14 protein-coding genes and 1 pseudogene are annotated in these 22,230 nt (G+C 69.2%); 10 read left to right on the forward strand and 5 right to left on the reverse strand.

Features of this window, described 5'->3' with window-relative positions; genetic code table 11:
- Nucleotides 1-23 precede the first annotated feature (23 nt).
- The 3 genes and pseudogenes from lhgD to LY13_RS21605 form a co-directional block, all read right to left on the reverse strand.
- Nucleotides 24-1,228, reverse strand: a pseudogene (lhgD, locus tag LY13_RS21595) (L-2-hydroxyglutarate dehydrogenase).
- Between the two features lie 34 nt (nt 1,229-1,262).
- Nucleotides 1,263-2,858 carry an ABC transporter permease gene (locus LY13_RS21600; protein ID WP_253830436.1) on the reverse strand — a complete coding sequence of 532 codons (1,596 nt, stop codon included), beginning with the start codon at nt 2,856-2,858 and terminating at the stop codon, nt 1,263-1,265.
- Complete coding sequence (locus LY13_RS21605; protein ID WP_253830437.1) at nt 2,855-3,898, reverse strand: ABC transporter ATP-binding protein; 1,044 nt, start codon at nt 3,896-3,898, stop codon at nt 2,855-2,857. The genes LY13_RS21600 and LY13_RS21605 overlap by 4 nt, the downstream gene beginning before the upstream one ends.
- Nucleotides 3,899-4,177: 279 nt before the next feature.
- Here LY13_RS21605 and LY13_RS21610 point away from each other — a divergent pair, with 279 nt between their 5' ends.
- Nucleotides 4,178-4,795, forward strand: a complete 618-nt coding sequence (locus tag LY13_RS21610; protein WP_253830438.1) for a TetR/AcrR family transcriptional regulator — start codon at nt 4,178-4,180, stop codon at nt 4,793-4,795.
- Nucleotides 4,796-4,912: 117 nt separating this feature from the next.
- Nucleotides 4,913-6,679, forward strand: coding sequence for a DUF8728 domain-containing protein (locus tag LY13_RS21615; RefSeq protein ID WP_253830439.1), 1,767 nt, complete (start codon nt 4,913-4,915; stop codon nt 6,677-6,679).
- A gap of 39 nt (nt 6,680-6,718) precedes the next feature.
- Here the strand turns inward: LY13_RS21615 and LY13_RS21620 are convergent, their stop codons facing one another.
- Nucleotides 6,719-7,534, reverse strand: a complete 816-nt coding sequence (locus LY13_RS21620) for an HAD family hydrolase (RefSeq protein WP_253830440.1) — start codon at nt 7,532-7,534, stop codon at nt 6,719-6,721.
- A 190-nt stretch (nt 7,535-7,724) separates the two neighbouring features.
- Here LY13_RS21620 and LY13_RS21625 point away from each other — a divergent pair, with 190 nt between their 5' ends.
- The 6 genes from LY13_RS21625 to LY13_RS21650 all read left to right on the forward strand — a co-directional run bounded on the left by LY13_RS21625 (nt 7,725) and on the right by LY13_RS21650 (nt 15,543).
- A complete protein-coding gene (locus LY13_RS21625; protein ID WP_253830441.1) occupies nt 7,725-8,618 on the forward strand; it encodes an LLM class flavin-dependent oxidoreductase in 894 nt (297 codons plus the stop codon).
- Between the two features lie 280 nt (nt 8,619-8,898).
- Nucleotides 8,899-10,128: a UDP-galactopyranose mutase gene (gene glf / locus LY13_RS21630; protein ID WP_253830442.1), complete on the forward strand. Its 1,230-nt coding sequence runs from the start codon at nt 8,899-8,901 to the stop codon at nt 10,126-10,128.
- Between the two features lie 97 nt (nt 10,129-10,225).
- Nucleotides 10,226-10,723: a phosphatase PAP2 family protein gene (locus LY13_RS21635; protein WP_253830468.1), complete on the forward strand. Its 498-nt coding sequence runs from the start codon at nt 10,226-10,228 to the stop codon at nt 10,721-10,723.
- A complete protein-coding gene (locus LY13_RS21640) occupies nt 10,720-11,679 on the forward strand; it encodes a decaprenyl-phosphate phosphoribosyltransferase (protein ID WP_253830443.1) in 960 nt (319 codons plus the stop codon). The genes LY13_RS21635 and LY13_RS21640 overlap by 4 nt, the downstream gene beginning before the upstream one ends.
- Before the next feature lie 39 nt (nt 11,680-11,718).
- On the forward strand, nt 11,719-13,698 hold the full coding sequence (locus tag LY13_RS21645; RefSeq protein ID WP_253830444.1) for an arabinofuranosyltransferase: 1,980 nt from the start codon (nt 11,719-11,721) through the stop codon (nt 13,696-13,698).
- Between the two features lie 495 nt (nt 13,699-14,193).
- Nucleotides 14,194-15,543, forward strand: a complete 1,350-nt coding sequence (locus LY13_RS21650) for an HNH endonuclease signature motif containing protein (RefSeq protein WP_253830445.1) — start codon at nt 14,194-14,196, stop codon at nt 15,541-15,543.
- Here LY13_RS21650 and LY13_RS21655 read toward each other — a convergent pair.
- Complete coding sequence (locus LY13_RS21655) at nt 15,476-18,331, reverse strand: arabinosyltransferase domain-containing protein (protein WP_308216381.1); 2,856 nt, start codon at nt 18,329-18,331, stop codon at nt 15,476-15,478. The genes LY13_RS21650 and LY13_RS21655 overlap by 68 nt on opposite strands.
- A 66-nt stretch (nt 18,332-18,397) precedes the next feature.
- Between LY13_RS21655 and LY13_RS21660 the strand changes: the two genes are divergently transcribed.
- Together LY13_RS21660 and LY13_RS21665 are read left to right on the forward strand one after the other, a co-directional pair.
- Entirely contained in the window at nt 18,398-19,972 is a 1,575-nt protein-coding gene (locus LY13_RS21660) for a hypothetical protein (protein WP_253830446.1), read from the forward strand.
- 61 nt (nt 19,973-20,033) lie between these two features.
- Complete coding sequence (locus LY13_RS21665) at nt 20,034-22,229, forward strand: ArnT family glycosyltransferase (protein ID WP_253830447.1); 2,196 nt, start codon at nt 20,034-20,036, stop codon at nt 22,227-22,229.
- Nucleotide 22,230: the final 1 nt, after the last annotated feature.

Raw genomic sequence — 22,230 nt, forward strand, 5'->3', positions numbered from 1 at the left:
GACCGCCACCTGCGACCGCGGACTCAGGCCTGCGTGCTGTCGGCGATGTGGCGGGCGATCTCGAGGGCGCTGGTGGCGGCAGGGGACGGGGCGTTGAGGATGTGCACCTGCCCGGGCGCGCGGTCGATGACGAAGTCCTCGGCGAGGCCGCCGTCCGGCAGCACCGCCTGCGCGCGCACGCCCGCGCCGTGGCGCACGATGTCGTCGGGCCCGACGACGGGCACGAGCCTCGCCAAACTCCGGGCGAACCGCTTGCGGGACAGCGAACGCCGCACCTCGTCCCATCCCACGGGGAACGCGAACCGGCGGGCCAGCCGCCACGACCCGGCGAACCGGGCCACGTCGGCGACGTCGCGCGGGGAGACGTCCCGCCACCGGTAGCCCTCGCGGCGCAGCGCCAGCACCGCGTTGGGTCCGGCGTGGACACTGCCGTCGAGCATCCGTGTCAGATGCACGCCGAGGAACGGCAGCGACGGATCCGGCACCGGGTAGATCAGCCCGCGCACGAGATGTCGCTTCTCGGGGCTCAGCTCGTAGTACTCGCCGCGGAACGGCACGATCCGCGCCCGCGGCCGCACCCCGGCGAGCTCGGCGACCCGGTCGGCGTGCAGCCCGGCACAGTTGACCAGCACGTCCGCGCGGAGCGTCCCCGGCCGGAACCGCCCGAGGACGTCTCCGTGGCGACGTCGACGCCCCCGCCCGGCCGCGGCCGGATCGCCACCGCACGGCTGCCCGGTCGCAGGTCGGCACCCGCCGACGTCGACAGCCGTGCGAGCGTCTCGCACACGGCCGGGAAGTCGATGATCCCGGTGGTCTCGACGCGCAGCGCCTCGACGCACGACACCTCGGGTTCGTACTCCCGCGCCTCGGCGGGGCCGATCAGCCGCGCCGGCACGCCGTTCGCCTCCGCCCGTTCGGCAAGGACGTGCAGCGCCGCGCGTTCCGACGGCTGCGTGGCCACGACGAGTTTGCCGCACACCTCCGCCGGAACCCCGTGTTCGCGGGCGAACGCCAGAATCGACCGGTTGCCCGCCACCGACATCCGGGCCTTGTGCGACCCGGGTTTGTAGTAGAGACCCGCGTGGACGACGTTCGAGTTGTTGCCCGTCTGATGCGCCGCCCAGCGATCCTCCTTCTCGAGGAGCGTCACCTCGTCGCCGCGCACGGTCAGCTCGCGCGCGACGGCCAGGCCGAGAATCCCGCCGCCGATCACCACAACCCGTCGCATGGCCGACGACGGTAGCGGCCCCGAACCGGCGTCCTCACGCGGTGGTGGCGAGGTCGCGGCGGGCGAACCCCGCGGTTCCCGCGACGGTCAGCGCCGTCGCGAGCAGCAGCATCACCACCGGTGCCGTCAGCGCCACCTCGCCGCCCGGCAGTTGCGGCGTGAGTTCGAACGGCGACAGGTCGACCGCCCACGCGGGGAACCGGAACGCGGGTCCGAGCAGCGACGCGACGGCGGCCACCGCGAGCGCGCCCCACGCCACAGGGGCCGACCGTGGCGCCATGCCGAACAGCGCCACCGCGAGTCCGCCGAACAGCCACACCGCGGGCAGGTAGGCGACCGCCGAACCGAGGATCCGCGGCAACTGGGCGGCGTCTCCCGCGGCGACGGCGTACACGGCACCCGCGCTCGCACCGCCGAGCACCAGCAGTGCCGCGCTCGCCACCGCCGGAACGGCCAGCTGCGCCGACGTCCATCGGGCGCGGCTGACCGCGCCTGCCAACAGCGGTTCGACGTGTCCGGCCCGCTCCTCCCCGCGGCCGCGCAGCACGGCCGCGACGAGGTAGCCGCTGACCGCCAGCGCGAGCAGCAACGCGGTCATGCGGAAGAAGACGTCGGTCAGCTCCTCGGCGGCCGAACCGCCGAGCGCTGCCAGCAGATCCGGGTTGTCGGCGAGCATGTCCCCGGTCTGGTCGGCGGCCGCCCCCATGGCCCCGCCCGCGACGAGCACGCCTGCCGCCCAGCCCGCGATCCCGCTCCGTTGCAGCCGCCACACCAGGCCGAGCCTCGTCGTCAGCCCGGCGGACGCCCGCGCCGGTCCCGGTTTACGGGACGTCATGCCCTCGCCCAGATCCCGATGCGACTCCAGCGTGAACGCGCCGAGCACGCACGCCGCCGCCAAGCCGCTGACGAGCAGCAGCGGCCACCACCGCTCGTCGGCGAACGGCCGGGTCGCCTGCGCCCAGCCGACCGGGGACGACCACGACAACGTGCCGTCCCCGATGTCGCCCGCCGCCCGCGCGAGGTAGGCGGCACCGAACACCGCGCCCGCGATCGCCTGAGCCCCGCGCGCATGATCGGCCACCTGCGTGGCCACCGCCGTGACGGCCGCGAACACGAGCCCGATCGCAGTGAGCGCCGCCCCGAACGTCACGCTGCCCGGCCACGGCAGGCCCTGCGTGCCCAGCGCGACGGCGACCGCACCGCCGACGGCGGCGTTGAACCCGGCCGCCACCAGCAGCGTCGCCGCGAGCGCCGCGTGCCGTCCGACGACCGCCGCCCGCAACAACTCGACCCGCCCGAGTTCCTCCTCGGCGCGCGTGTTCCGGCCCACGAGGAAGACGTTGCACAGCGCGATGCCGATGGCGATGAAGCCGCCGACCTCGAACACGATCACGCCACCGAGCGTGTGCAGGCCGTGCCCGGGGCCACCGATCGCGATCGCCGCGGGGTTGGCCGCCGTGCGGGCGTAGCCGTCGAGCGAGGCCTGCGTCGGGTAGAGCGATTCGAAAGCGGAGACCGCCGCCAGCGGCAACGCCAGCAGCGCGGCGAACCAGATCGCAAGCCGGACGCGGTCACGGCGCAGCGTCACCCGGACCAGGAGTGCCGTCGCGGCGAAGGTCGGCGGGGTCATCGGGCTGCTCCCTCCCGGGAGTGGCGCGCCGCGGCGGCGCCGTCGGGCGTGTGCACGGCGATGGACCCGGTGGTCGCGGTGTCGTCGTCGTGAGTGTCGTGGTCGTGAGTGCCGTCGTTGGGGGAGCCGTAGTGGCGGAGGAACAGCTCTTCGAGTGACGGCGGCGAGCTGGTCAACGCGGTGATGCCGAACTCGGCGAGGGTGCGCATGGCCTGGTCGAGATGATCGGCGTCGACGTCGAACCGCACGTGGTGTCCGGCGCCGGTGTCCGGGGTGGTGGTGTCGAGGGTCGCGTTGTGTACGCCGGGCAGGTCGTGGATCGCGGTCGCGGGGTGGCGGGTGCGGGCGTCGACGGTGGTGCGCGTGAGGTGCCGCAGGTCGTCGAGCGTGCCGGTTTGGACGGTACGACCTGCGCGGACGATGCTGACGCGGTCGCACAGTGCTTCGACCTCGGCGAGGATGTGACTGGAGAGCAGGACGGTGCGGCCCTCCGCCGCGACTTCCGTGACGCACTCCTGGAACTCGGCTTCCATCAGTGGGTCGAGGCCGGACGTCGGTTCGTCGAGCACCAGCAGTTCGGCGTCGGAGGCCAGCGCCGCCACCAGCGCAACCTTCTGCCGATTGCCTTTCGAGTAGGTGCGTGCCTTCTTGGTGGGGTCGAGTTCGAAGCGTTCGAGCAGTGCGGCGCGTTTGCGCCCGTCGACGCCGCCACGGGCGGCGGCCAGCACGTCGATGACTTCGCCGCCGGTGAGGCTCGGCCAGAGGTGCACGTCGCCGGGGACGTAGGCGAGCCTGCGATGGAGGGTGACGGCGTCGTGCCACGGGTCGCCGCCGAACAGGCTCACTCGCCCGCCGTCTGCCCGCAGCAGGCCGAGCAGGACGCGGATCGTCGTCGACTTGCCCGCTCCGTTGGGTCCGAGGAAGCCGTGGACCTCGCCGGGTTCGACCGTCAGGTCGAGTCCGTCCAGGGCGCGGAATCGGCCGAACTCCTTGATCAGGCCCGCGACGTCGACGGTGGTGGTCGTGCCGGTTCCGCGCATCCGTTGCTCCCGGAGTGGCTCGCATGTGACAGTGACTTTCAATTGGGAGTGACGGTACGGATGGGTCGGGCGCTTCTGCAAGTGACTTCGTATTGAAAGTGACTTTCTGTCGACAGAGTCCAGCAATCGCGGGTGGCTCCTGGCCGGTCCGCAGCCCGGCCGGTCCGCCACCGTGGACCGAGGGCCACGCGAACGGCCGGTGGTGTCGGTGGCCGCAGGGGTGCGGGCGCCGAAATTCGGGAGTCACTATCAGAAGAAAGCAGCTGCTAGCCTCGCGGAGTGGTGGGAGGAGTCGAGTCGCTCCGGGACCGGTATCGGCGCGAACCGGGCCTGCGTGAGCGGAAGAAGCGCAAGGCGATGCGGCACATCCAGGACACGGCACTGCGCCTGTTCGCCGAGCACGGCTTCACGTCCGTGACGATCGAGCGGGTCGCCGACGAGGCCGAGGTCTCGCCCAGCACCGTGTATCGCTATTTCGGCACCAAGGAACAGCTCGTCCTCTACGACGAGGCCGATCCCGACCTGTTGCGGCGCTTCGACGGCCTGCTCAACGACCACGCGCCCGTCGAGGCGCTGCGCCGGGTGCTGAGCGAACTCGGGAACCACCTGCCGGCGGACGAAACGCTGCTGCGGACGCGGATCCACTTCGTGCTGTCCGAACCGTCGGTACGCAAGGCCATGGGCGCTGAGGTCGACCAGATGGAGGCTCTGCTGCGGGACATCCTCGCCATCCACACCGGCCTCGGACTCGACTCCCTGCGCCTGCGGGTGTTCGTGTCCTCGATGGTGCACGCCCTCATCGCGCTGATCGAGTACTGGCACGACACCGGGTATCGCGAACCGCTCGAGGACCTCGTCGACGAGACGTTCACGATGCTCGCGAGCCTCGAGTTGTAGCGGCAGTCGGCCGTCGGCATGCGCTGTCGGGCGGGTACCCGTCCGACAGGTCGTCCGGCCTGGGTACGTTGTCTGCTCGGCCGGTCGATCGGCCGAGGCGGGGATGGGGTGGTCGCCATGATCGCCACAGCCGTGGTGGCGCTGTGGGTGTGCCTCGCGGTGCTGCTCGTCGTGGCGTGGCCCCGGCTGAGTGCTCACCGCGGGTGGCGGCTCGTCACACTCGCCGTCACCCTGGCGGCCTCGCTGGTGCACCAGCTCGCCTACGGCACCGTGCCGGACGAGGCTCACATCGGCTTCCGCTACGCACGCAACATCGCCGAGGGCTACGGGCCGGTGTTCAACCCCGGCGAACCGGTCGAGGGCTACACCGATTTCGCGTGGATCGTGCTCCTGGCGCTGGTCCGGGCGATCACCGGGGCGGACGTCGAACCGGTGGCCGTCACCCTCGGTATCGCCTGCGCGCTCGGCTGCGTGCTCGTCGCCTACACGCTCACGGGACGGATCCTGCGCTGGTCCGGCAGGGCGCCTGCGTTCGCGGTCGCGGCGTCCGTGGTCACTGCCGCGACGGGTGCGCTCGCCGCCTACGGACCGTCCGGACTGTCGACCCCGCTGTTCGTGCTGCTCGTCCTGACGCTGGTGTACACGCTGGTCACCGGCCATGTCGTGCTGGCCGGTGTGGTCGCAGCGCTGGCGGTGATGACGCGTCTCGACGGCGTGGTCGTCGCCGTGGTCGCGGGTTGCTGGCTCGTGATCGCCGCGCTCCGGAGGCGAATGCCGAGGCCGTCGCCCGCCGTGTACGTGGCGGGTGCCGCGGTGCCGCTGGTGCCGTGGGTAGCGTGGCGCCTGACCTACTACGGCGACAGCGTGCCCACGGCCGTCGTGGCGCGCCTCGTCCGGGCCAGTGACTCGCTCGTCGGCCGTTTCGAGGCCGGGTGGACGTACGTCACCGACTTCGCGCTCACCTATCAGGCGTTCCTGCTGATCACAGCGGTGACGATCGGCGTACTGAGCTATCGGCGCCGGTTGCCCGGCGCGACGTACGTGTGGCTGCTGTTCGCTCTCGCCCTCGCGGAGAGCGGATACGTCGTCGCGATCGGCGGGGGCTCGCTGCCCGCGTGGGAGCGGCTCGCGCCCGTGCCGGTGCTGCTGGCCGTCGCCGCGGCGAGTGGCTTCGCGCTGGCCGGTATGCCGCCGGCCGTGGCGAAGGGCACGGCGTCTGCCACGGACCCGGCCCTCCCCACGGACCCGGCCCTCCCCATGGGCACGGCCGCCTCGCGGACGTCGGCCACCGCTCACGGCCCGGCTCCGGGAGCGCCGTCGAGTCCGTCGTCCGAGACGGTGCCGGGCGGTTCCTCCGGAGCGATGCCGACCGGTCGGGGCGTCGCCGTCGTCGCCGTGGTGTTGGCCGGGCTGTCGGTGACGTTCGGGATGACCAGGGCGCTGCCTGCGATGCACGAACTGCGGACCGTCGAGAACGAGTTGGACGAGATCGGCGAATGGCTGGGTGCACGCCTCACCGCGGGAACCGTCGTCAGCGCCGTGCCCGCGGGCGCGTTGGCCGCGGCGGCGGGCCCGCGGCTGTACGTCGTCGACCCGAGCGGCACCACGGACACCCACCTGGCGCGCCATCCCGAGGACCACGCCTACGTCGTGCGCGACCGGATGCCGGCCGTGGTCGTCGACGCGGCCGGGGGATATCTGCCGAGTCGGACGTGCAGCATCCGCACCGAGTACGCGGGCCCCTACGAGGTCGTGCCGTTCCGCCGAGCAGGTGGGGACACGACGGGCGGCCGATGGGTGGAGCTGTACCTGCACAGGCCGCAGGCGGATCTGCTCACCGACCGGCTCGCGGCCGATCCGCGGTTCACGGCCGAGCCCTGCTGAGACCGGCGCCGAGCCGTGCCGAGGCCGGCGCCCCGGGTGTCAGAACCAGCGTTCGAGGACCTGGGCGACGCCGTCCTCGTCGTGTGGTGCGGTGACCTCGTCGGCGACGTCGAGCACGGCCGGGTGCGCGTTCGCGACCGCGACCCCGTGCCCCGCCCACCGCAGCATCTCGACGTCGTTGGGCATGTCGCCGAACGCGATGGTGCCGTCCGCGTCCAGTCCGGCGCGTCGCGCGACCGCGGCGATACCGGTGGCTTTCGTGACGCCGTGCGCGGCCAGTTCGATGAGCCCGGCACCGGACGAGAACGTGACGTCGACGTGCGCGTCGAGGACTTCGCGGGCGGCTCTGGCCATCGCGTCCGACGTCATCTTCGGGTGACTGACCAGCAGCTTCACGGCTGCGTGGCCGAGCACTTCGGCGCGGGAGGCGTGCGATCCCTCGCCGTCGCCCCACGGGTTGTGGTAGCCGGCTTCGATCACGAAGTTGCGCATGTCGTCGTCGACGGCGTGGGTGGCGACACGTTCCGCGCCGAGCGTGCAGCCGGGCAGCGCGTGTTCGAGTGCGTCGGCGACGGTGGCGAGCTGCGCGGGGTCCATCAGGCCGTGGACGTCGACCACGCGGTCGGCGCCGATGTCGTACAGCACGGCGCCGTTGGCGCACACGGCGTAACCGTCGAGGCCGGCCTGCTCGGCGACCTCCGGGATCCACCGCGGCGGGCGGCCCGACACGAGCACCACCGGCACGCCCGTGTCGACCGCGCTGGCGACCACGTCGACCGTGCGCGGGCTCAGGTGCGTGGCCGTCGTCAGCAGCGTGCCGTCGACGTCGGATGCGATGAGGCTCGGTTTCTCCACGATTCCAGTCTCCCAGAGCTTTCGCGCGGGGCCGTCGTGTTCCATGCGACACCCTTTCGGACACATCGACCGGAAGCGGACGCGTCGTGGGATGCCGTCGCAGCGCTGTGAGCGGGCACGACACGCCCGAGTCCACGCGAGGAGCGGGCGCCCACGACAGCGAGGCCGTAGGCCGATAGCGTGTGGCGCCGTGCGCGTTGGCATTGTGATCCTTCCCGAGGACCGCTGGTGGGCGGCCGAGCCGAAGTGGCGGGCCGCGGAGGAGTACGGCTTCGACCACGCCTGGACCTACGACCACCTCGGGTGGCGGAACCTCGTGGACGGGCCGTGGTTCGGCGCCGTGCCGACGTTGACCGCCGCCGCGATGGTGACGTCGCACATCCGGCTGGGCACGTTCGTCACCTCGCCCAACTTTCGGCACCCGCTGCCGTTGATGCGGGAGGTGATCACGCTCGACGACCTGTCGGACGGGCGGTTCATCGTGGGTGTCGGCGCGGGTGGTCTCGGCTACGACGCGACCGTGTTCGACGAGCCGGAGTTGACGGCAGGTCAACGAGCCGACCGGTTCATCGAGTTCACGACCGCGCTCGACGGTCTGCTGCGGGTCGACGGGTTCGACCACTCGGGCGAGTACTACACCGTCAAGGGCGCGCGGAACCTGCCCGGCGCGGTTCAGCATCCCCGTCCGCCGCTCGTGATCGCCGCGAACGGGCCGCGCACGATCCGGTTCGCGGCCACGACCGGTGACGCCTGGTTGACCACGGGACGAAACTCCGACGAACTCGAGTCGTGGTGGAAGGGCGTCGCCGACCTGTCCGCGCGCCTGGACGACGAGCTCGCCGCGGCAGGGCGCGAACCGGCGACGTTGGAGCGTCATCTGAGCCTCGACGCCGCACCGGTGTACTCGCTGACCAGCAAGGAGGCGTTCGTCGACGCCGCGGGCCGCGCCGCCGACCTGGGATTCACCGACATCATGGCGCACTGGCCGCGCAGCTCCAGCCCCTACCAGGGACGCGAAGTCGTGCTGGAGGAAATCGCCGACGATGTGCTGCCCGGCCTGCAGGAGCGCCCTGCGGCCGAATGAACCGCCTGCCCGATTTCCGGAGTTTCTCCGCGTCGTCGCTCGACCGAGTGAGAACCGCGTGAATTGTCGGCGCCGTGGAACCGGGTCTGACGATCTTCCGTCGGTTCTGACGTACGGCGCTGACCACACACGAATCACACGTGGTCATACGGGGGTGTCGGAGCGCGAACCCTCGTGCGGTCGACAGCTGGCCAGGTGAGAGCCGTCAGGGGGACGTCCCGGAAGGAACGGGGGAGCCTCGCCGCACGAGGGTCGCAGCACGTCGGTAGCCTTTTGCACCGTGAGCGCGCTTACCGAAACTCCCAGCAACGGAAATGCCGGTTTCGACGGATACGACCTGGTCGTTGTCGGCTCCGGATTCTTCGGCCTGACCGTGGCCGAGCGTGTGGCCGGCCAGCTCGACAAGCGGGTCCTCGTTCTCGAGCGCAGGCACCACATCGGCGGCAACGCGTACTCCGAACCCGAGCCGGAGACCGGTATCGAGGTGCACCGCTACGGTGCGCACCTTTTCCACACCTCCAACAAGCGTGTGTGGGACTACGTGAACCAATTCACCGACTTCACCGACTATCAGCACCGGGTTTTCGGCAAGTACCAGGGCCAGGTGTACCCGTTGCCGATGAACCTCGGCCTCATCAACCAGTTCTTCGGGAAGTCCCATTCGCCGGACGAGGCGCGCGCACTCATCGCCGAACAGGCCAGCGAGATCGATACCCAGGACGCGAAGAATCACGAGGAGAAGGGCATCTCGCTCATCGGGCGCCCCCTCTACGACGCGTTCATCCGCGGGTACACCGCCAAGCAGTGGCAGACGGACCCGAAGGAGCTCAGCGCCGACATCATCAGCCGGCTGCCGGTGCGCTACAACTTCAACAACCGGTACTTCAGCGACACGTACGAGGGCCTGCCCGTCGACGGTTACACCGCGTGGCTCGAGAAGATGGCCGAGCACCCCAACATCGAGGTGCGCCTGAACGTCGACTACTTCGACGTGCGCGACCAGATTCCCGAAGGCACGCCGATCGTGTACACGGGCCCGCTCGACCTCTACTTCGGTTACTCCGAGGGGCGCCTCGGCTGGCGCACGCTGGACTTCGAGCAGGAGGTCGTTCCCACGGGTGACTACCAGGGCACGTCGGTCATGAACTACAACGACGAGGAAGTGCCCTACACCCGGATCCACGAGTTCCGGCACTTCCACCCCGAGCGCGAGGACCGGCACCCGAAGGACAAGACGGTCATCGTGCGGGAGTACTCCCGGGCCGCCAACGACGACGACGAGCCGTACTACCCGATCAACACGTCGGAGGACCGGGGCAAGCTCGAGCGGTACCGCGAACTCGCCAAGAAGGAAGCGGCCGAGCGCAACGTGCTCTTCGGGGGCCGGCTCGGCACCTACAAGTACCTCGACATGCACATGGCGATCGGGTCGGCCCTGTCGATGTTCGACAACAAGATCGCCCCCCATCTCACCGATGGGGCGCCGTTGGACGGTTCCATCGATGCTTGAGAAGGACCCGGTCTTAGCGGGCAACGCCACTGACGGCAACAGGGACACCACTGCCGACACCACCCGTGCGACGGTCACGACCCCGCCGGACGGTGAGTTGGCCGTTCTCGCGGCGGTGCAGGACCGCATCGTCAACCCGACGACCGTGAAGATCGCCCGCGGCATGTCCCACTTCGGTGAGCACAGTGCCGGGTGGTCCGCGTTGGCGTTGGTGGGTGCGGCGGTCGACAAGCGGCGTCGGAAGGACTGGGTAGGCGCAGCGGCGGGAATCGTCGGCGCACACGCGGCCTCGATCGCCGTCAAGCGGGTCGTGCGCCGCCCGAGGCCCGACCACCCGAATGTGCGCGTGGGTGTCGGCACGCCCAGTCGGCTCAGTTTCCCGTCGTCGCACGCGACGTCGACAACGGCCGCGGCCGTTCTCTACTCGGGGCTCGTCGGACGCAATGTCGTGCCCGCGATCGTGCCGCCGATGCTGGCGTCGCGGCTCGTACTCGGCGTGCATTATCCGACCGACGTCCTCGCGGGTGCCGCTCTCGGCGGCGTCGTCGGCGGGTTCGTGCGCCGCAAGCTGAATCGCAACCGGAGCTCACGATGAGTGAGACGACCCGACAGGCCGAGGCAGGCCAGGCGGAGGCGACCGTGTCGAGCGAACAGACGACCGGCCAGGAGGCCGGCGCTTCCGGGAACATCGTCACCGGACTGCTGAAAACCGCGCGGCCGCGGCAGTGGGTCAAGAACGTTCTCGTTCTGGCCGCACCGTTCACGGCTGGTGAAATCGTCACCGGTGGCGTCCTGCTGGACGCGCTGATCGCGTTCGTCGCGTTCTCCTTCGTCGCGTCGGCCGTGTACCTGGTCAACGACGCCATCGATGTCGAGGCCGATCGGGCCCACCCGACGAAGTGCAAGCGCCCCATCGCCGCGGGGATCGTGCCCGTCCCGGCGGCCTACATCGCCTCGGTCGGGTTCTTCGCCGCGGGATGTGCGTTGAGCCTGCTCGCTTCGTGGCAGTTGCTCGTGGTGTTGGCCGTCTACATGGCCGTGCAGTTGGGGTACTGCTTCGGGCTGAAACATCAGCCGGTCGTCGACCTGGCGATCGTCGGTTCGGGCTTCCTCATGCGCGTGATTGCGGGGGGTGTCGGTACCGGCATCGCCCTGTCGCAGTGGTTCCTGCTCGTGACGGCTTTCGGGTCGTTGTTCATGGTGGCGGGCAAGCGTTACGCCGAGATCAAACTCTACGAGCGCACCGGCGCCAAGATCCGTTCCTCGTTGAAGAAGTACTCGGCGAGCTACCTGCGGTTCGTCTGGGCGACGTCGGCGGCGATCCTGATCATGTCGTACTCGCTGTGGGCGTTCGAGCAGCAGCAGGCCGCCCCCGGCTCCGTCTGGAGCGTCATTTCCCTCGTGCCGTTCGTCGTCGCCGTGCTGCGTTACGCCGTGGACGTCGACAGTGGCAATGCGGGCGAACCCGAGGAGATCGCCCTCCATGACCGCGTGCTCCAGGTCCTCGGTGGCACGTGGGTGGTCATGCTCATCCTCTGGTACTACCTGTAATTCCGAGCCACCTCGACTTCCGCGACGGATGACGCCACCGTGACGCAGCCAGAGCACGCCGCCTCGAACGCGGACGCCCAGGTCACTCGAGGCGAGGCCCGGGGGCGCTGGAGCCACGTACCGTCCGTGCCACTTCCCGGCCCTGGCCGCGTCACCGCGGAACTGCTGATCGCCATCGTCGGGGCCTCCGCGGTCAGCCTGCTCCTCCAGTTCGTCGTGGGCCGCGCGCCGAACCTGGTCCCGGATACGTACGTCCCCAACGCCGCACTGTCGTTGATCGGCGCGGGGCTCATCGTTTGCCTGGTCGGCGGCCTCGCCGTGCGCTGCGTGACCACAGCGCCGTGGTGGGTCAAGTTCGCAGGCGCGACCGGTGGATTCGCGACGCTGGCGACGTTGACGCTCGCGCTGCCGTTGTTGTCGACCCGCTACTACCTGGGCGGGACGAGCGGTGACAACGAGTTTCGACTCCGGTACATGGAGCGTATGGCCTCCGGTTGGGGGCTTGCGGACTTCAACTACGAGGGCCTTCCGCCGTTCTACCCAGCCGGGTGGTTCTGGCTCGGCGGGCGCTTCGCCAACTTGTTCGACCTGCAGGGGTGGGAGGCCTACAAGCCATTCTCGATCACGACGATAGCCGTCGTCGCAGCCGTGACGTTCGTGCTGTGGCGGTTCGTGGTGCGTCGGCGGATGGCCGTGCTCGCGAGCCTGGCCACGCTGCTCATGGGATTGCACGTGCCGGGTGTCGGCGAGCCGTACGCGTGGCCGACCACGGCATGGCTTCTGCCGGTACTGGTGCTGACGTGGAACGCGTTGCGAAGCCCGCGTACGCCGCGCTGGCCGCTGGTGCTCACCGGCATCTATCTGGGCGTGTGCGCGATGACGTACACGTTGCATCTGGCCTTCGGTGCGATGCTGGTCGTGTTGTTGGCTGTCGTCGCCGGGGTGTTGCGGGTGCGCACCGGGACATCCCGGGGCGAGGTCGTCCGCAGCCTGGTCGGCAGGGTCGCGGTCGTCGCCGTCCTGTCGGCAGTTCTGATGCTCGTCGTGTGGGCGCCTTATCTGTTCGGAGGAGGTCTCGGAGCAGAGAACGTGGCGGCGCGCTACCTCCCGGCGACGAGTGCATACTTCCCCACGCCCTTCAAACCGAACGGACCGATCGGTCTGTTGTGCCTGGCCGGGCTGGCATGGGCGGTCGTGCGGGTGCGTGCTCATCGGGTTGCCCTCGTCGTACTGATGACGGCCGGCGCCGTCTACCTGTGGTTCGTTCTGTCCACGTTGGCGTTGGCATTCGACACCACGCTGTTGGCGTTCAGGTTCAACGTGACGCTGAAGGTCACGCTGGCGGTCGCGGGGGTGTTCGCCGCGACAGACCTTCTGAACTGGGGCCTGGGCCGGTGGCACGAATGGCGAACGCAGATCACCGCCGTCGTTGCCGTCGTGGCGATCGGGCTCGGGGTGGGCGTTCTGCAGGACAGCTTGCGCGGCCCGATGCAGGAAGGGTTCGAACCCGCGTTGTCCGACTACTACCCGAACGGTAGGACACCGGAGAGTCGGCACCACATTCCTTCGGAGGAAGAGGACGAGGGAATCTGGAGCGGCAAACTGCTGGCCGCCGTCGACGAGCTCGGCACGGGCACGCCGGAGCGTGAGACGGTCCTGTCCGAACAGCACCACATGCTCGTCTTCCGCCCGTTCTGGCTGTTCCACGACCATCGGCCGCACTACACCAACCCGCTGTCGCGGCACGACGAACGCGCGGAGGAGATCGACAGCTGGGCCGAATCGAACAACCCGCAGGAGCTGTACCAGCGAATGCACGACGGCCCCTTCATTCCGCCGACCATGGTCGTACTCAAGAAGGGCGAGGACGGAAACTACTTCTACACCGTCAAGTACGACACGTTCCCGCGGAAGACCGCGGCCCTCGGCCGTAAGGTCACGTTCGAGCCGTCGCTGTTCGATTCACCGCGGTTCGAGAAGCGCGATGTGGGGCCGTACGTGGTGATCGCCGTACGCTGACCAGTAGCGGCGTGGCGGCGTGGCGGCGTCGCGTGGTCGTGGTCGGGTGTCCTTCGGATTGCCGGAAACCTGTGCTTGCGCTTGTTCGCGGGCGTGAAGGTGCTCGCTGGCGACTGGGTCGGGCGCGCCCAGGCTTGCCGGTCGTCCGGAGCACCGGGCGATGGCGGGATTCCCGTCGACGTCCGGCGCCTGTGCCGGCGGCCTTTGGTCTTCGCATGGTGACATCACTGTCGGGCGCCATGATTCCTCCTTTGTAGAGAGACAGTGCCGTAGGCATCGGTCGGCGCATCGGGCTGCCTCGGTGTGCCTCGAACTCCTCGTGTTCCAAGACTGTCGGTGGTGTGTTGTACAGGTGGTCCGTTGGCCGGCAGCGCTCGTTCCGGTGTCCGGGGCTCGGTGTCCGTGCGATTCAACCGAACCGGAACCGATGAGTCCATAGCCCGATAGTGTTATCGAACGCAGGTTTGACTGATCATTGATCCTATATGTACTTTCATGGGCAACGCGAACGAAGGGGGATACATGGATCTCGATGTCGTAGTCCGTGCACGAAGACGTATTGCACAGGCACAGGCTGATTATGTGCGCGAGCTCGGGGCTCTCGTCGCGGATGGCCCGGATGTGGCCGGTGGTGAACCGGTTGCGGCCGAGCTGGCCGTGGCTTTGGCGGAGTCGGAGCATGTCATACGTCGAGAATTTGCCCGGGCGAAACAATTGACCACACGGCTACCTCGCACGCTGCGGGCCTTGGCCGATGGCGACATCGACTTGCCGAAGGCTGCGAAGGTGGTCGATCAGACAGACATGCTGTCCGGGGACCAGGCCGACAGAGTCGACGAGATGGTCGCAGGAAAGCTCGTGGGACGTGATGCCGGTTCGATTCGGCGCATCGCCTATCGAGCTGTGCACAAGGTCGACCCGGACGGCGCCGCGTTACGTGCCGCGCAACGGCGCGAGCGTCGGAAAGTCGCGATCGTGCATCGCGAAGATGCCATGGCCTCGATCTCGGCGACGCTGCCAGCAGAAGCGGCGTCGGCGACGTACGCGACTCTCGACCGGATGGCCAGATCGGCGCGCAACCGCGGTGACGCGCGAACCATGGATCAGCTGCGGGCCGACAAGCTCGCGGAGTGTGTGGTGGGCCGTGCCGGTGATCGACCGGGCACTGCAAGGGCGGAGATTTATGTGCATGTCGACCTGCCGACGTTGATGGGGCTTGCCGACAATCCGGCGCACCTTGCAGGCCACGGCCCGATACCGGCGACGGTCGCCCGCCGGATTGCGGAGGACCCTACGTCCACCTGGCGCCGGGTGGTGACCGATCCGCTCAACGGTGCACCTCTCGAGGTCGGTCGTAAGCGGTACCGGCCGACGAAGGCGGTGGCCGACTACGTGAAGGTGCGCGACAAGGAATGCCGGTTTCCCGGTTGTCACCGCCCGGCCGCGTACGTCGACCTCGACCACGTCACGCCACACGGGTGCGACGGACCGACTTGTGCGGCGAACCTGATAGGGCTGTGCCGACACCACCACGTCGTCAAACACACCGCCGGGTGGCATTTCGAAGTCGAGCCCGACGGCACCCTCCACATCACGACACCGCGCGGTGCACGTCATAGCAGCCGTCCCCCTGTGGAGTTGTGCGACGGCGCCGCAGCAGGCGACCGTGCGGGCGCGAAAGCCGGCGGTGAGAACGGTCCGAACTCGGGGCCCACACGTGGCCGTCGGTCGCGGAAGCGGAGGCGGCGCGCGAACCGGTGCGGTTCCGGAAACGGTTCTAGCGGTGCGCCTGCGTCATCCGGAGACCACGCATCGGCGCAGGATAGTCGAGTCGGAACACGCTGATCGGTTCGGAAAGCTTGTCGCCGCGAAGGTACGTCGGAATCGGTGTCTCCGTTGCGAGTTGCATCAGCGGAGCATAGGGTCCGCCCTGGCTCGGAATATAGGAAACGCTGCCGACGTCGCGGATGGACGGTCCGGACGCGAATCGATAGCGGACCGGTTCGACGGTGCCGTCAGCCACTGACGGTGGGCGGCGGCACGGCATCGTGAAGGCTCCCACCCAGTCGAGTATGACGGGCTCCGATGCGGGCACGAGATCGGTCGAAGGGACCGTCTTCGGTAACCGTGGTGCGCCGGCTGCGACCCAGCCGTCGCCGGGACGTTCGTCGACGAGTCTCAACCTGACCACCGCTGCGTTCCGTGGGTCGAACCGTGCTTCGGCCCACTCCGGCGCGAGAGGAACATGCTCAGATCGGAGGACTTTTCCGGTCCTGTCGCCGAATTCCACCCTTGCCGATACGGCCCCGGTGCCTCGTACAGGAACAACCACAGGCGGTGCGGCGGGGGAGTCGCTGCCGTCGGTCAGCTGATGCCAGGACGTCGTGACTTTGCCGGTGCGCCCATTGCTATGCCACACGGGGGCTTCCGCGCTGCCGTATGGCTCGGGTAGCCCTTGCCTTGGAAAGGAGCCGTTCGTGGCGAAACCGTTCACCGTAGGGAGCCCGATGCTGTGAAGCATGCCTGCCGAGATGTCCGGTTCGACACGAAGCCATTCTTCGATGCCGCACGGATCGCCACTCAACGCGGCGACATTCGCCGCTCCGGTCGTGTAGGTAGCTGCGCGCGGCACCATCGCATACGCCATCGTGCCGAGTTCGACCACGACCACGCCGAAGGCGACCACGGGTACGAACCATGCAGGTGTCCGGAGCCAACGCCAGGCACCGGCGAGTCCAGCGACGGCCAGCACCAACCCGGCGCACAACGCCAGGTCGGCTGCATCGATGCCGGCCACACCGGGCGGGACGTCCGACCACTTGACGTTCAGCCCACCGAGGAACCACCACCGCAACGGAGCGCCGATGCCGACCCACACGGTGATCGCCAGGCCTGCGCACGCCAACGACAACTGCCAGCTGCGCTGCAACGCTTTGCGTGCGATGGCGTGCACGACCACGGCGACAAGCAAGGTCGCAATCCCGGCGAGGACGCCGAAATGATGGGTGTACTTCGTGGGGGTCAGTGCCAGTGCGGCGAAGTAGAGGACCGATGCGATCAGAAGACGTCGCGTCGGTGCCGTGGCCACCCTCGGAGTCCGCCGCAGGACGACCAGAATCGCCACAAGCGCCATGCCGAACCACAGCAACAGCACGGGCAGTCGCCGGTTCAGGCCGCCCTGGAGTGGATCGAACAGCCACTCGTAACGTTGTCCTTCACCGGTGATGCCGTAGCTGGGGCCGATCTCCGTACGCACTCCGACGGCATGAACGACTGCGTCGAGCGATTGGTCGTAGAACATCAGCAGGAGGACCGAGAACCCGGCTGCGAGTAGCACGGCGACCGCACGCGACCCGTATGCACGCACCGTTGGCCAGGCCGCAGGCAGCGCCACGAGGAGCTGCAGGAAGACGGCGAGGCCGGTCGGCGTGACGGCTGTCGTCGCACCCGCGGCGACGACAGCGCAGGCGACGAGTGACAGCCTGCGTGTCGCGATGCCCCGTTCGACCAGTGCCAGCGTGGCCAGCGAACCGAGCATCACCCACGGCTCGGGGCGCAGGCCGATTCCGAATTGCACGGTCCACAGGAGGAACACTCCGCCGGCGGCCCAGCGTGCTGCTGTGAGCCGCCCCTTGATGAAGCGTGGAAGCAGCACGCGGTCGATCAACAACCACGAAACAAGGCACACGATCAACGAAGGCAGGCGAAGCCACAGCGTGGTCGTGCTGATCTCCACCCACGGCCGGTACAGCTCGTAGAACCAGCTGAACGGTGCTTCAGGGGCGTTGAACCACCGCATGTAGTTGCCTACGAAGCCGGTGTCGGCCGACGACAGGATCATCGTGACGATGTATCCGTCGTCCACTGTGGCGGCGCCGATCACGACCCAGACGACGAGCGTTCCCGCCACCACACCGTCCAACGGTCGTGGGCGGATCCACCGGTGAGGCAGCAACCGCGGCCGCCGCGGTTCACGACGCCGAAGTGCGATCAGCATTCCGACGAGCGCCCCGATCGCGACGAACCCGGCGGCGATCTTCAGGGTTCCCGGATCCGACGTGAACCGCGTGTCCGGGGTGACCTTCACCGCCATCCCGGTCGCGGTCGTGATGTCGGTGAACAGGCCGTTGATCGCGGGACGTTCCGATGTCCGGCCCCGTTCGTGTCCGTCGACGTGCACGGTTGTTCCCGACGGGTTCGAGACAACCCGCCATCGGCAGGTATCGGTCAGCGATGCAGTGGCCACTCGGCTCTGACCGAGCGTGGCGGTGACCCGCCCCTCCGACACGCGCACGGACAGGCCGCGCGGGGCGGTCTGGACGCCGTCGGGTCCCGTCGTCGACAGGAGGGTGCCGTTGCCGAGTGAGGCCGCGTCGGTGCACGAGAAGGTCACGTCCATCCGCTGCGGGGCGTAGGGCAGCAGTGGGAGCGTCGTGTCCTCGGGCTGGCCGGACGGCCACGTGTATGTGGTCGCCGTGTGGTCCACGGGCGCCAGGACGAACGCGAGAGAGGCGATCGCCGACAGCAGCCCCAGCAGCGTCGCGGAGGAGCGGCGAACGATGCCGTCCGAAGCGGGGCGGCCGGACGCGGTCGTGGATGCGGTCACAACCCGCACTGTAAAGACTCGTGTCACTCCACGGAGTGATGGCCGTGTACTGCAGAATCAGGAGTTCATTACGCCGAACAGTGGAAGTAAGTCATGGCCGGTCGCAAGCGCACGGCGGTGGTTGTCGCCGTGTCCGCGGTCGCCGGGCTGGCGGCCTTTCTGCTCACGAGGGCGAGCCTGACCGACGACGCGTACATCACGCTCACCTACGCCAGGAATCTCGCCGAGTACGGCCAATGGGGCCTCATCCCGGACGTCACGAGCAACTCGGCCACCTCGCCCCTGAACGTGCTTCTGCTGGCGCTGGGCATTGTGATCACGGGGCTGTTCGGGGACCCGCAACCGATCGTGGCGCTCGGATTCGTGACGGTCGGCGCAACGGCGGCGCTTGGCTGGGCGTGGGCGCGAATGTCGGCCCGGTTGCGGTTCCCGACGTCGGTGGCGCTGCTCGGCGTAGCCGTCGTCGTGGTGAATCCGTTCGTGCTGTCCGCGATCGGCCTCGAGGTGTTGCTGGTCCCTGCGGCGCTGGCCGGCTTCGCCGCGGCGACGGTCGAGCGACGCCCGGTGTGGTTCGGCGTGCTCGCGGGGTTGACGGTGCTTGTGCGTCTCGACCTCGTCGTGTTCGTGGTCGTCGTGTTCGTGGTCGCCACCGCGCGTGCCGTGGGACGTCGGTGGTGGCAGGCGCCGGTCGCGATGGTCGTGGTCGCCCTGCCCTGGTACGTGTTCAGCTGGGTCGTGTTCGGGTCGGCGGTGCCGGACACGCTGGTCATCAAGCAGTCGCAGGACGGGCTGTTCGACCCGTGGACCTACGCCAGCGGCATCGGCATGTATCTCGACGGAGCGACAGTCGCCGTCCTGTTGGCCGTCGTGCCTGCCGGGATGGGCGTGATCGCGTCGCTCGCCGCCGTGGCGGCCCGAATCGCCGTCCCCGAGCCTCCCGCGCTGGGTGCCGCCGCGGCCCTCGGCGCAGGCGGGATGGCGTACTACCTCGCCTACGTACTGCTCGGCGTCGGGCCGTATCACTGGTACTACGTCCCGCCGTTGACCGCTTTGGCCATGTGCGCGGTCCTCGCGCTCGGTGCCTGGTGGGGGCAGCGCCGCGGGGCGTCCGCCGACGGCGAGCACGGCCGTGATCGGGAGTCGGGTCCCGACGGAACGCGGAGCGGTGCCCGTCATGTCGGCAGGCGGGCGAACCCGGTCGTCGCGATCGGCCTGCTCGGCGTGATCGCCGCCGTCGTCGCCACCACCGCCGTGGTCCAGGCCCAGCGGGGCGTGCCGTGGCGGTCGCCGACGATCTTCGGCAACTGGGCGAGCGCCGAGGACTACGCCCGCGTCGGCACCGAACTGGGGCGCCGCGTGGGCGATGCCCCGGTGCGCTCACCCGGCGAGATCGGCACGTTGGCGTACTTCTGCGAGTGCCGCATCGTCGACGTGTTCTCCGACCGCGGGCGCATCCCTGGACTGCTGGAGGAGCGCCTGTCCGAATCCGGCACCATCGGTTCGGCGCTCCTCGAAGCGAACTACCTGTGGTTCGACCGCGATCGTGAACCACTCGCACCGGAGTACCGGCTGCTGTACTCCTCCGGGCCGGGACGAGGCCCGGACACCTGGACCGTGCATTCCGATGCCAGGGGCGTCGGCCACTTCACGCTGGTGCGCATCCGTTGACGCAGACGTTTCGTTTTCGCGCAGACCCGGTAGCTTGTCCCTGGCCGAACGGGTAGGAGCGATGACGACGACACACGAGGCGGACGCATCCATGACCGCGCAGAGCGACGGCGGCCCGACCAGCGACGACGCGGAGGTCGGCGCCTCGACCGACCGCGCCGCGGCGGGCAGCGGGGCGGGACGGCTTCGGCGGGTGCTGTCCCGACGGGACCCGATCGCCTGGTTGCTCGGCGCCGTCGCGGCGCTCGTCGCCGTGGTGTTCGTCGTGGTCGACCTGGTGTGGAACCAGGGCACGTTCATCGCCCCGCTCGACGACGTCTACATCCACCTCCAGTACGGCAAGCAGCTCGGCAGCGGCGAGGTGTTCCGGTTCAACCCGGGCGACCCGATCAGCACGGGCGCCAGCAGCATCCTGTACTCGTTCGTGCTGGCCGTCGGATGGTTGCTCGGCTTCAGCGGCAACGGACTGCTCGGTTACGCCGTCACCACCGGTATCGCGTGCACCGCGTTCGCCACAGGCTTGACGTACCACCTGGGGCGGCGGCTCGTGGGACGCGCGGTCGGCGTGTGGGCAGGCGTGCTCACCGCCGCGTCCGGCCCGCTGATGTGGGGCGCTGCCAGCGGCATGGAGGTCGGACTCACCGCCCTGCTCGCCGTCGCGGCCGTGTACCTGTTCGTGGTGGAGCGTCCCGACGGGCGGTTCCGCTGGACGCCGGTCGTGGGCGTGCTGCTCGCGCTGGTGCGCCCGGAAGGGATGGTGCTGGCGATCGCGCTGATCGGCGCGATGCTGTGGACCACGCTGGGTGGCAGGCGCGCAGGCGAGACGCGACGCCCCCGAGCGGCGCTGTGGGCGCTGCTGCCGTTGATCGCCCCGATCGCCCAGTACCTGTTCTACTGGATCGCCACCGGCACGTTCTCCGCAAACGGCGTGCAGTCGAAGTCGCTGATGTCCGACCGGCCCACGTTCTACATCGGGGACTTCGTCCAACGCGCCACCGAGAACCTGCGCGGCGCCGTCGGCTTCTTCAACGGCATGTCGGGCCAGAACTACGCCTTCCCCGGCATGCTGATCGTGTTCGTGCTCGGCCTGGCGTACCTGCTGGTCAAACACCGCCGGTGGCGCTCGCTGGCCGTGGCGCTGGCGGTGGCGTTCGCGGGCATCGTGCTGTCGGTGTCGACGCTGTCGACGGCGCTCATCCACGAGCTGCGGTACTTCCAGCCGTTCCTGCCCATCTACATCGTCGTCACGGTCATCGGCCTGTACGCCGTGTCACGTCTCGTCGCGCGCGGCCGGTTCCGGCAGGCGGCGCTGCACCTGCTGCCCGCGGTCGCACTGCTGTTCTCCCTGATGGCGCTGCCGCAGTGGGCGTGGCGGTTCGGCTGGGAGGCAGCGACGATCCGGGACACGAACATCTCCGTCGCCGCGTGGCTGCGCGGCAACCTGCCGCCCGACGCCGTCGTCGGCGTCAAGGACGTCGGCGCGGTCGCGTACTACAGCGAGCGCAAGGTCGTCGACACGATCGGCCTGACCACGAACGGGTTCGCCGAAGCCAGCAACCACGGGCCCGGTGCGCTGTACGAGAAGCTGCGCGCCATGCCTGAGGGGGAGCGGCCCGACTACTTCGCCGTGTACGAACAGTGGCCGGGCGCGGCGATGCACTCGTTCGTCGACACCGGCGTGTTCTCACCGCACCCGGAGATGACGTTCGAACTGAACGTGCCGCGCGACAGTTCCGGCTGGAGCATCGTCCCGTTCGACGAGCTGAACGTGCGCAAGGCCAACTGGAGTCTCGCGGGCACCGGCGACGCCCCGCCGGTCCGCGGGGACGTGCGGGACCACGTGAACGTCGGATCGCTCGACTCCGAAGAAGCCCACGGCTACGCGCCGCAGATGGAACAGCCCGGCGTGCAGCCCTACACCGACCTGCGGCGGCAGGAAGGCGTCATCGACAGCAGCCGGTACATCCTGGGCGGCGAAACGTTCCGCATCGGCAACCTGAAACCCGGCGAGGACGCGAAGCTGACCAGCCGGGTGATGGTCAACGGCATCGAACAGTTCGTGCGCGTGCGCGTCGACGGGCGTGCGGTCGGCGTCTGGGATCTCGGCCCGAACCGCGACGCCTGGCGCACCCGCTCGTTCGACATTCCCGGCGAGTTCGTGACGAGGCCGGACGCCGAGATCACCCTCGAACCCGTCCGGCCGTTGCTCAGCCCGTACCCGGAGTACACCAGCTACGGCTACTGGGTCACGCAGTAGC

It is taken from the genome of Prauserella aidingensis (assembly GCF_024171865.1).
GTDB lineage: Bacteria > Actinomycetota > Actinomycetes > Mycobacteriales > Pseudonocardiaceae > Prauserella > Prauserella aidingensis.

Coding starts and splice junctions, on each gene's coding strand:
- LY13_RS21600 (WP_253830436.1), bottom strand. CDS start 2,858: ATGACCCCGCCGACCTTCGCCGCGACGGCACTCCTGGTCCGGGTGACG.
- LY13_RS21605 (WP_253830437.1), bottom strand. CDS start 3,898: ATGCGCGGAACCGGCACGACCACCACCGTCGACGTCGCGGGCCTGATC.
- LY13_RS21615 (WP_253830439.1), top strand. CDS start 4,913: ATGATCGCCACAGCCGTGGTGGCGCTGTGGGTGTGCCTCGCGGTGCTG.
- LY13_RS21640 (WP_253830443.1), top strand. CDS start 10,720: ATGAGTGAGACGACCCGACAGGCCGAGGCAGGCCAGGCGGAGGCGACC.
- LY13_RS21650 (WP_253830445.1), top strand. CDS start 14,194: ATGGGCAACGCGAACGAAGGGGGATACATGGATCTCGATGTCGTAGTC.
- LY13_RS21660 (WP_253830446.1), top strand. CDS start 18,398: ATGGCCGGTCGCAAGCGCACGGCGGTGGTTGTCGCCGTGTCCGCGGTC.
- LY13_RS21665 (WP_253830447.1), top strand. CDS start 20,034: ATGACGACGACACACGAGGCGGACGCATCCATGACCGCGCAGAGCGAC.